We start from the raw sequence: 10,570 nt of genomic DNA on the forward strand, positions 1-10,570 counted from the left end.
TCGATTTAAAAGACAAACCTCATCCTGAGGTGCCCGGCAAAGCCGGGCCTCGAAGGATGTTCACGCAGAGCGACCAAAAGGCCTATTGCGGGCCGTCGCCGCCGTGCTCGTCGGCGAACACGATGCCGGCCTGGGTCTCGGCGATAGCCTGCTGCACCAGCTCCATCGCTTTCTCGCGGTGGCCGCCCTTGTTCGGGGTGGATTCGCGCAACGAGGCCAGCGCCTGGTAGAGCGCGGACATGGCGCGCTCCATATTGCCCTGGTAGGCGGCGGCCGGGGTCGCGGCAGCGCCGACCATGCCGACGGCAAGCGCACCACCGGCGGCAAGAGCCGCGAGGTCGCGACGGGTCATTTTGCTCTCGGACATCGGAGTTCCTCCCATTGAGTAAGCTGGCTAATAATCTGCAATCTTGAAGTGCCGCAGAATGGCGCCCGCGTGCGGCGGCGGCAATAGGGCGTCCTGCTTCAACATCCTTCGAGGCTCGCTGCGCGAGCACCTCAGGATGAGGTTGTTCTCAAGGAGGAACCTCATCCTGAGGTGCCGGCAAACGGCCGGCCTCGAAGGATGTTGAAGCCGAGCGAGCCCCGACTTACGCCGCGTTCGAGCTGAGCGAGCCGGCGTGCTGGATGCTGAGCAGGCCTTCGCGCTCGGCCACCAGCCGCTTGCGGATATCGACGCTCGGAATGGCGGGGCTGAACAGGAAGCCCTGCACCTCGCTCACGCTCTTCTCGGCGGCGAGCACGGCCAGCTGCTGCTGGGTCTCCACGCCCTCGACCACCACCGACATGCCGAGTTCGACCGAGAGCCGCGCCACGCCGCGCAGCAGCTTCATGGCGCGGCGGTCGGCCTCGACGCCGAGCAGGAAGGAGCGGTCGATCTTCACCTTGCTGAGCGGGAAGGCCTGGAGATAGCTGAGGCTGGAATAGCCCGTGCCGAAATCGTCGAGCGCGATACGCACGCCCATATTGCGCAGCCGGCGCAGCGTCCGCCGCGTCGCCGCAGTGTCCTGCAGCAGCACGGTCTCGGTGATCTCGATCTCCAGCCGGTCCGGCGACAGGCCGGAGGTGGCGAGCGCCTCGCGCACAAGCGCCTCGACATTGGCGCGGCGGAACTGGATCGGCGACAGATTGACGGCGACGCTGACATCGGTCGGCCATTTGGTGCATTCGCTGCACGCCTGGCGCAGCACCCAGGCGCCGATATCGACGATCAGCCCCATCTCCTCGGCGACCGGGATGAACTCGGCCGGCGAGATCATGCCGCGCGTGGGATGCGGCCAGCGCAGCAGCGCCTCGCAGGTGGTCGAGCGACCGGATTGCAGATTGACGATCGGCTGGTAGTGCAGCTGGAACTCGCCGCGCGCCAGCGCGTCGCGGATGTCGAGCTCGAGCGTGCGGCGGGCCTGTGCCTTCACGTCCATGTCGCGCTCGAAGAAGCGCGATACGCCGCGCCCGTCCGCCTTGGCGCGGTAGAGCGCCATGTCGGCGTTCTTCAGCAACTGGTCGACGCTCGCGCCGTCCTGCGGGGTGAGCGAGATGCCGACGCTGGCGCCGACCACGATCTGGTGGCCGTCAATGTCGTAGATCTCGCTGAGCGTCTCGATGATGCGGTGGGCGAGCGTGGCGGCGTCCTTCAGCTCCTTGCCGCGGCGCAGGGTCTGCAGCACCACGAACTCGTCGCCGCCGAAGCGGGCGACGAGGTCGATCTCGCGCACCGCGTTGCGCAGCCGGTCGGCCACCTCGCACAGCAGGGCGTCGCCGCACGAATGGCCGAGCGTGTCGTTGACCTGCTTGAAATCGTCGAGATCGACGAACAGCACGGCGCGCGAGGTGCCCATGTTGCGGCTGGCCAGCGCGCTCTCGAACTGCTCGGTGAAGGAGGTGCGGTTCGGCAGGCCGGTCAGCGCGTCGTAGCGGGCGAGGTGCTCGATCTTGGCTTCCGCGCTGCGCCGCTCGGTGATGTCCTCCACCAGCACGACGCAGCCGCCGGTCTCCATCGGCTGGAAGGTGAGTTCCAGCATGCGCCCGTCGGCGCGGTCGACCAGAAGCGGCTCGCGGCGCATCGCCACCAGCGCCTCCATGAAGGCGGCAGCGAAATGGCCGACCGCCTGCGGCAACATCCGGCCGGAGCGCATGCATTCGAGCAGCAGGTCGTGGGCCGGCGTGCCGCCGCGCTTTTCGCCCTCGGGCAGGCCGAGCAACTCGTCGAAACGCGAATTGGCGACGACGAATTTCTGCCGCTCGTCGAACATGCACAGGCCGTGCGGCATGTTGTTGAGCGCGGTGTCGAACTGAGCCGCCAGCGACTTGATGTCGTGGGTGGCGACCACCGCATTCATCAATATGCCGCGCAGCCGCGAGGAGATCACGCGGATCGAGAGGAAGAACGGCACCAGCAGCAGCGCCAGGAAGGCGTAGTAGCTGTCGTACTGCACCATCAGGCCGGCGATCATCGGCACTGCCGCACACAGTGTCTGGGTGACGACGAGCTGGTCGCTGGAGAAATTGCGCCCGGTGATGCCGACCATATAGCCCAGCACCACGGAGAAGCTGATGAGATGCACCACCGCGTCGGAGTTGCGGGCGAAGGTGAGGAAGCACCAGATGCCCAGCACCGCGACATAGGTGGCGGAACCGATGATGTAGCGCACCTCCCAGCGGCGCGCGGATTCGTAGGAAGCGGGCTTCTCGCTCTGGCCGGCAAAGGCGCGCATGTCGCGCCCGCGGGCAAAGCCGATCAGCGCCAGCACCAGTGCACAGGCCAGCAGGGTCCAGTCGCCGGTTTTCCACCAGGTGACGAGCGCGGCGACCGAGGCGCTGATCGAGCCGGCATAGAGCGAGCGTGCGTCCGAATACAGCGCCTCGACAGTCGAGACGTAGATATCCAGCGGCAGCTTCTCGTGCGGCGGTCGAAGACGCATGGTTGGTGACGGACCTCCCGATCGACCGCCAATGTGCCCGGAATACCTTTACAATCCCTCGTCGCGATCGCTCAAATTTAAGCGATTTTCCGACAACCCTGTACAGCTTCGGCGCTTTTCCTCGCGTGATGGTTGGGCGGTGGTGCGGTTTGCGCAGCCGTCAAGCCCCCTCGCCTGCGACACAAAGCCTAAATTTTGATGATTATTTTAAGATTTAAATTTAGTTAACAAACAGTTAAATTACCTCCGCGCGGGGCGTATTTTCCCAGTGCGAGGAGGGTTTTATGGCGTCTACGGCGCTTGCAGGCCGCAGTTTTTCCGAGCGTTTGGTCGATTTCCTGGATGTCATTGATTGCCGGCCCATCGACGATGGGGAGGAACGCGAAGCCGTGTTCCGGCTGCGCTACGATGCCTATGTGCGCGAGGGCGCGATCCCGCTCAGCTTCAGCAAGCGGTTTACGGACCCTTACGACGACGCGCCGAACGCGTGGATCTTCGGCATCTATATTGAAGACCAGCTCGCCTCCTCGATCCGGGTGCACGTCGCCTCGCCCGAGCATCCGGACGCGCCGTGCATGACGGTGTTCTCCGACCTGCTCGGCCCGGAGATCGCGCGCGGCCATTCCATCGTCGATCCGACCCGCTTCGTCGCCGACCAGACGATGGCCCGGCTGCACCCGGAACTGCCTTATGCGACGGTGCGCATGGGCTTCCTCGCCTCGGAATATTTCGACGCCGATATCGGTCTCGCCACCGTGCGCGCCGAGCACCAGGCCTTCTACAAGCGCCTGTTCGGCCTGAAGCCGTTGTGCGAGCCGCGCGACTATCCGAGCCTGATGAAGCCGATCAGCCTGATGGCGATCCACTATCCGACGGTGCGCGAGGGCATCATGGCCCGCTATCCGTTCCTGCGCTCGACCGAGCGGGAGCGCGCGGCGCTGTTCGGCCGCATGCCGGCCATGCCCAGCGTCCCGCTGGTGCCGCAACCGGCGGCGTTCGAGGCCGCGCGGGGCTGAGGCGGACGTTATTCGGAAAACGAGGCCGTCATCCCGGCCGAAGGCGAAGCCGTAGAGCCGGGATCGCGTGAAGTCCCGCTCGGCACCTTGCCTGCGATCCCGGCCCGGCCTTCGGCCGTCCGGGATGACGACATGAATGTCTCACGCCGAGTGGGCGACCCGCTCCGGCACGGTGCGCGCCTTGCGCGCGGCGAGCTCGTCGAGGAACCGCTCGAAGATCGGATTGAACGCTCCCGGCCGCTCCAGGAACGGCGCGTGCCCCGCCCCCTCAATGACATGGCACTGCCCGTCCCAGAGATCGCCATAGGCAAGCTCGGCCAGATAGTCGAGCCGCGCGAACGGCTCCTCCGAACCGTTGAGGACCGCGATCGGCGCGCTGGCGTGCTCGGCAATCTGCTTCTGGTCGGCGCCGTCGGCGCGCATCATGCCGCGATAGAGCGCGGGGCGCGCCCGCACATCGGTCCGCCGAACCACGTCCAGGAAGATCGGATCATAGGCCGCGCCGAGGCTGGTGCGGGCGAAGCGGCGCGCCTCCATCAGGCTGAGCTTGGCGCGGGTCGCCAGCAGCAGGCTGAGATTGACCTGGAAAGCCCGCATCATGCCGAGGAAGCCATGAGCGTAAGGCGGGGCGCCGACGATCATCAGGCCCTTGAGATTCGGGCGGCGGGCCAGCATTTCGAGGCCGACATGGCCGCCAAGCGACCAGCCGAGCACGGCGGCATTCGACGCCCCCATGGCCTCCAGCACATTGAGCGCGGTCTCGGCATAGCCGGGGATGGTGTAGGCGCGTTCGTCCGTGGCATCGGTGGAGTCGCCATGGCCGGGCAGATCCATCGCGATCATGCGATAGCGCGTCGCCGCCGGGCTCTCCAACTGGCGGAGGAAGACTTCCTTGCAGCTCGAATTGCCATGGATCAGCAGCACCGGCATGCCGGTGCCGGAACTCTCCAGCACGGCGATGTCGGCCATGGCCGTCCGAACCGTTTTGCGCGGCAGAATCATGGGTGCGGCCGAATCCTCTCGCGCAATTGTCAGATGGAAAGGTTTACGCTGCCTTTAGGCCATCGGGTAAAATCAGCACTACTTCGAGAATCGAATTATCCGGGCGGGCTTCCCCGCAACCTCTTTCCCCTTCGCCACCCCCGGCGATCAAGAACGCCAATCCAACGACACCGAGCAACGGGAAGACGCCTCGATGAGGAATGATGAAAATCGCGAGACCTCCGGCGAGGCCGCCTATGTGCTCGGCCATTCCGAGCGGGAACTGGCGCGGCTGGAACGGCAGGCCGGCTTCTTCGCCGAGGCGACGCGGGACATACTCATGCGAGCCGGCCTGAGGCCGGGCATGCGCGTGCTCGATGTCGGCTGCGGCGTCGGCGATGTCACCTCGATCGCCGCCGACCTGGTCGGCCCCTCCGGCGAGGTGCTCGGCATCGACATTTCCGCCGAGGCGCTGGGCATCGCCGAAGCGCGCATGCGCGCCTCCGGGCGCAGCCAGGCCCGCTTCCTTGCCTCCCCCGTCGAGGCGTTCGAGGGACTGGACGGATTCGATGCCATCATCGGCCGCTTCATCCTGGTGCACATGCCGGACCCCGCGGCGGTGCTGTCGACGCTGGCCTCGCGGGCACGCGCGCGCACGCTCATCGCCTTCATCGAGATGGACATGAGCACCGCCACGGCGATACCGCCGCTGCCGCTGCTGGAAGCGAATATCGGGCGCATCATCGAGCTCTATCGCCGGGTCGGCCGGCAGATGGACATGGGCTCGCATCTGTTCGCCGCCTATCGCGCCGCCGGGCTCGATCCGCAGCTCGCCGGCTTCACCCGCATCGCCAGCGGCCGGGAAGAGGCCGGCTTCGAATTCGTCACCGAATCGGTGCGCAGCCTGATGCCGTTCATGGGCAAGCTCGGCATCGCGACGCCGGAGGAAATCGGCATCGACACGCTCTATGAGCGACTCAATGCCGAGGCCGGCGCTGGCGAGCACTGCATCTTCTACCCGCGGCTGGTCGGCGCGTGGGCTGCAACCGGCGCTGTCGTGACGAAATAACCACGCGCTTAAAAAGTCTCACTTTTTCCCGCGTCACCGCGCGTGGCGACGGCGACGTGCCGCGGAATCGTCCCTAAAGTCATGTGCGGCGGGGGCAATCCGGGACAGGTGGGGCAATGCGCGGCTTGACGGCCATTCGAGCGACCGTGGGCGTACTGCTCGCGGCCGGACTAATCTCTACGGCCCATGCCGGCGCCTTCCTGATCCGCGACCAGAGCGCCGCCGGCTTCGGCATGGCGATCGCCGGCGTCGCGGCCGGCGACGTGCTGTCCTACAGCTTCTGGAACCCGGCCGTGCTGGCGACGGTGCGCGACTTCGAGGCCGAGAGCGACCTCACGGCAATCTTCCCCTCCTTCGACATCCACCCGAGCGACGCCACCAACGCCTTCCAGGACGCGGTAGGCGGCACGTCGAACTCCTCGGTCGATGTCGGGCGCTCCGCCTATGTGCCGGCGAGCTACATCGCCTATCCGCTCAATGACCGGGTGACGCTCGGCGTCGCCATCAACAGCGCCTTCGGCCTCTCCACTTTGGCGCCGGACAATTGGGCCGGCCAAGTCTATTCGCGCCAGTCCGAGATCTTCTCGCTGAACGTCACGCCGATGGCCTCCTACCGGATCAACGACATGATCTCGGTCGGCGCCGGCGTGCAGCTGGAATATTTCCGGGCGCGCCTGTCCCAGGCCATCGGCGTCGAGCCGGACGCGCCGAGCGCCTTGCTGCGGGCCACGGATGATCTCGGCGTCGGCTTCAATCTCGGCGTCCAGATCAATCCGTGGAAGGGCATCACGCTCGGCCTCGGCTATCGCTCGTCGATCTCGCACGACGTCAACGGCTCGCTGGACGTCTCCGGCACCAGCACGCCGGCCAAGACCACGCTCGACACGCCGGACGTGCTGAGCTTCGGCATCCGCCAGGAGATCACCGAACGCTTCCGCGTGCTCGGCACGGTGGAATGGGACCATTGGAGCAAGCTCGGCGAATTGCCCGTCACCGGGCCGGGCGGCGTGCCGCTCACCTCGCTGAAGCTCGATTATCGCGACGGCTGGCTCTATTCGGTCGGTGCCGAATACGACTACAGCGACACGCTGACCCTGCGCGCCGGCATTGGCTACGAGGTGGCGCCGCTCACCGTCGAGAACCGCGACACCCGCCTGCCGGAGACCGACCAGTTCATCCTCTCCGCGGGCGCGACCTATAAATACAATGAGCGCATCACCCTCGACGCCTCCTATCTCTATTCGATGGGGCTCGGCGACGGCGACATCGACCTCACCGAGGGCAATCCGCGCTATCTCGGCGTGCCGTTCCAGGCGACCTCGGACCTCGGGGTGAGCATCGTGTCGGTGGCGCTCAGGATGAAGCTGGGGAAGTAGCCGTCCGGCTTTTCCAATCGGCCGTCATCCAGCCCGCAGCCCGCAGGGCGGAGAGCCGGGATCGCGTGAAGTCCAGCTCGGCACCTTGTCTGCGATCCCGGATATTGCCCGCGGCAATTCCGGGATGACGCTGGATGGGCGGAAAGAAGGGGTCGCTCGGTTTCAACATCCTTCGAGGCTCGCTGACGCTCGCACCTCAGGATGCGGTTACTCTTACAGAGAACAGATGAACCTCATCCTGAGGTGCCCGGCGAAGCCGAGCCTGGAAGGATGCTCAAGCCGAGCGGCACACTGATGGACACGCGCCACCTCGAAGCCTTCCGTGCCGTCTATGAGAACGGCTCGATGAGCGCGGCGGCGGCGGTGCTGAAGAAATCGCAGCCCGCCATCAGCAACCTCATCGCCCGGCTCGAGGACGAGATCGGGCTGAAGCTGTTCCATCGCGCCCATGGCAGGCTGGAGCCGACGCCCGAGGCGGCGACCTTCTTCGCAACCATCACCCGCACGCTCGATGCCATGGAGCAGACGCTCGCGGTCTCGCGCAACCTGAAGGGCCTGTCCTCGGCGACGCTGCTGATCGCCAGCCCGCCCGGCCTCGCCACCTATGTGCTGCCGCCGATCATCGCCGAGGTGCTCAGGGAGAATCGCGGCGCCACCGCGCGCTTCATCACCCGCTCCTCCTATGCGGTGCGCGATCTCGGCGCCATCGGCGCCTTCGATGTCGGCTTCGCGGAGCTGCCGATCGACATCCATGTCGCCTCGCTCGAACTGTTCGAGGTGAGCTGCATGTGCGTGATGCGGCCGGACCACCCGCTGGCGAACGAGCCCCGGGTCGGCCCGCGCCAGCTGGAATCCATGCCGTTCGTCACGCTGTTCCCCGAGCACATCACCCATATCGCGGCGGCGGAGGCGTTCTTCGACGCCAATGTGCACTGGAACGTCGTCGCCGAGGTCGAGTTCTTCGGCTCGGCCTGCGTGCTGGTGCAGCAACTCGGCGCGGTGACGCTGGTCGATCCGGCGACCGCCCGCTTCTTCACCTCGACCGGGCTTAAGGCGGTGCCGTTCGAACCGATGGTGCCGTATCGCTTCGGCATGTTCCGGCCGAGCATCCGCCCGCCCTCGCGCATCGCGGTCGACTTCATGGAGCGCTTCCGGCGCTTCATGGCACCCGACCGCACGCCTTTCCGATAGGCCGAGCGCGCACAAAGAAGATGCAGCGCCGGCCCGTTGCACCTCGCCGGAAGGCCGGGAGCGGCGATCGCTGTTCGCATGCTGATAAAGGGCCGTGCGATAAAGGAAGGCTATAACGCAAAGTTATAGCTTGGCCTCTGAATCACATTTGACCTTGCCCTGAAAACGCATCGAAATCAGCATCTGAGATCCGGCGTCCGGCCGGGCGGGGAATGATCGATGTCGGCGATGAAGCGTCTCGCGGAACTCGGGCTCCAGCTACCTGCGGCAGGTGGCGGCGAGGGCTATTACGGCAAGCTCTACGGCAAGATGAAGCCGCACTATCAGAGCGACAAACTGCTGTTCCTGTCCGGCCAGACCGCGGGCGTGAATTCTGAGGGCAAGGTGCTCTATCCCGGCCGGCTCGGGCGCGACCTCACTGTGGCCCAAGGCTATGAGGCGGCACGGCTCACCGGGCTCAACTGCCTCGGCTGCATTGTCGACGCGGTCGGCGATCTCGATCGGGTCAAGGGCCTGGTGCGCTCGCTCAACTTCATCGCCTCGGCGCCGGACTTCACCGAGCCGCACAAGGTGGCGAGCGGGCTTACCGACCTGTTCGAGCAGGTGTTCGGCGAGGAGATCGGCGTCGGCCCGCGTGCCTCCATCGGCGTAATGTCACTCGCCGACGACTATTGCTTCGAGACCTGGGTGACGGTGGAAATCCATTGATCCCTCAGCAACAACAACCTTCCGGCCCGCAAAATGCGGGAACAACAGTAACCAGACGCAGCGTGTGCGAAGAAGCGCACGGGCTTCTCCAGGGGAGACTGACATGACGATGAAACGCATCGCCGCCGCTGCCCTCGGCATCGGCCTGGCGCTCGCACCGGCCGCCGCCTACAGCGCGGACCAGGTCACCATCGGCTTCACCGCAGCGCTGTCCGGCGATTTCGCGGCGTTCGGCCTCAACATGCGCAAGGGTCTCGACCTTGCGGTGGACGCGCTCAACAAGAAGGGCGGCGCCACCTACAAGATCGATGCGGTCGACGATCGCGGCGAAGCCCGCGAGGGCGTGCTGATCGCCCAGCGCTTCTGCTCGGACAGCAATGTCGACGTGGTGATGGGCTATTCGTTCTCCTCCATCGCGCTCGCCGCCATCCCGGTGTTCAATGATTGCAAGCTGCCGGTGTTCGCCTCGGCGGTGACCAGCCCGGCGCTGTCCAATGTCAGCCCGTACTTCCGCCGCAATGTGCTCACCGACGCGGTGCAGGGCGCGATGATGGGCACCTATGCGGCGAAGACCCTCGGCCTCTCCAACATCTATGTGCTGAACCAGCAGGATGATTACGGCATCGGCGTCGCCAAGTCCTTCAGCGATGCCGCGACCAAGGCCGGCGCCAAGGTGCTCGGCAGTGAATCCTACCTGCTCGGCGCCAAGGATTTCCGCACCCTGCTGACCAAGGTGCGCGCCGCCCAGCCGGACGCCATCTTCATCGGCGGCTTCTACACCGAGGCCGCCAAGATCGCCGAGCAGGCCCGCGCCCTCGGCATCAAGGCGCAGTTGCTCTCGACCGATGGCGCGCTGAATGTCGAGCTGATGAAGCTCGGCCGCGGCGCGGTGGAAGGCATGATCGTCTACGGCATGTTCGACCCCTCGGTGTCGACGCCGGCGACCGCCGCCTTCCTCACCACCTATCGCGAGAAGTACAAGGAAGACCCCAGCGCCTGGGCCGCGCTCGGCTATGATGCCGGCATCACGCTCGGCGCCGCCGTCGACCTCGCCGCCAAGGATGGCCCGGTCACCCGCGAGAGCCTGAACGCCGCCTTCGCCAAGCTAAAGGATGTGCCCGGCGTCACCGGCCCGACCACGTTCGATCCCAGTGGCGATCGCGCCGGCGCGCTCTATTTCCTCACCGTCAGCGGCGGCAAGTTTAGCCTAGCCCCTAAGCAGCCCTGACGTGGGACCCGAAACCCGCTGGACGCATGTCCGGCGGGTTTCGGCACGCCACCGCCTCTTTTCCGGACCTATGATCCGAC

At 65.9% G+C, this 10,570-nt stretch carries 9 protein-coding genes; 6 read left to right on the forward strand and 3 right to left on the reverse strand.

Annotation, left to right across the window (positions count from 1 at the left end; all coding sequences use genetic code 11):
- Positions 1 to 82: 82 nt before the first annotated feature.
- Both G3545_RS10485 and G3545_RS10490 read right to left on the reverse strand, forming a co-directional pair.
- A complete protein-coding gene (locus G3545_RS10485; RefSeq protein WP_170012284.1) occupies positions 83 to 367 on the reverse strand; it encodes a hypothetical protein in 285 nt (94 codons plus the stop codon).
- A 223-nt stretch (positions 368 to 590) separates the two neighbouring features.
- The gene (locus G3545_RS10490; RefSeq protein WP_170012286.1) at positions 591 to 2,921 is read right to left on the reverse strand and encodes an EAL domain-containing protein; all 2,331 of its coding nucleotides are present in this window, start codon (positions 2,919 to 2,921) and stop codon (positions 591 to 593) included.
- 284 nt (positions 2,922 to 3,205) lie between these two features.
- On the opposite strand from G3545_RS10490, the gene G3545_RS10495 reads away from it, so the two are divergent.
- The gene (locus G3545_RS10495) at positions 3,206 to 3,937 is read left to right on the forward strand and encodes a hypothetical protein (protein WP_170012288.1); all 732 of its coding nucleotides are present in this window, start codon (positions 3,206 to 3,208) and stop codon (positions 3,935 to 3,937) included.
- A 141-nt stretch (positions 3,938 to 4,078) separates the two neighbouring features.
- Here the strand turns inward: G3545_RS10495 and G3545_RS10500 are convergent, their stop codons facing one another.
- Complete coding sequence (locus G3545_RS10500; RefSeq protein WP_246702771.1) at positions 4,079 to 4,906, reverse strand: alpha/beta hydrolase; 828 nt, start codon at positions 4,904 to 4,906, stop codon at positions 4,079 to 4,081.
- 226 nt (positions 4,907 to 5,132) lie between these two features.
- Here G3545_RS10500 and G3545_RS10505 point away from each other — a divergent pair, with 226 nt between their 5' ends.
- From G3545_RS10505 to G3545_RS10525, 5 genes are all read left to right on the forward strand, one after another.
- Entirely contained in the window at positions 5,133 to 5,987 is an 855-nt protein-coding gene (locus G3545_RS10505; protein ID WP_170012292.1) for a methyltransferase domain-containing protein, read from the forward strand.
- A 146-nt stretch (positions 5,988 to 6,133) separates the two neighbouring features.
- Entirely contained in the window at positions 6,134 to 7,363 is a 1,230-nt protein-coding gene (locus G3545_RS10510) for an outer membrane protein transport protein (protein ID WP_170012294.1), read from the forward strand.
- A 294-nt stretch (positions 7,364 to 7,657) separates the two neighbouring features.
- On the forward strand, positions 7,658 to 8,554 hold the full coding sequence (locus tag G3545_RS10515) for a LysR family transcriptional regulator (protein ID WP_170012296.1): 897 nt from the start codon (positions 7,658 to 7,660) through the stop codon (positions 8,552 to 8,554).
- Between the two features lie 228 nt (positions 8,555 to 8,782).
- Positions 8,783 to 9,262, forward strand: a complete 480-nt coding sequence (locus G3545_RS10520) for a RidA family protein (RefSeq protein WP_246702772.1) — start codon at positions 8,783 to 8,785, stop codon at positions 9,260 to 9,262.
- Between the two features lie 103 nt (positions 9,263 to 9,365).
- On the forward strand, positions 9,366 to 10,490 hold the full coding sequence (locus tag G3545_RS10525; protein WP_170012300.1) for an ABC transporter substrate-binding protein: 1,125 nt from the start codon (positions 9,366 to 9,368) through the stop codon (positions 10,488 to 10,490).
- Positions 10,491 to 10,570: the final 80 nt, after the last annotated feature.

Source organism: Starkeya sp. ORNL1, assembly GCF_012971745.1.
Lineage (GTDB): Bacteria > Pseudomonadota > Alphaproteobacteria > Rhizobiales > Xanthobacteraceae > Ancylobacter.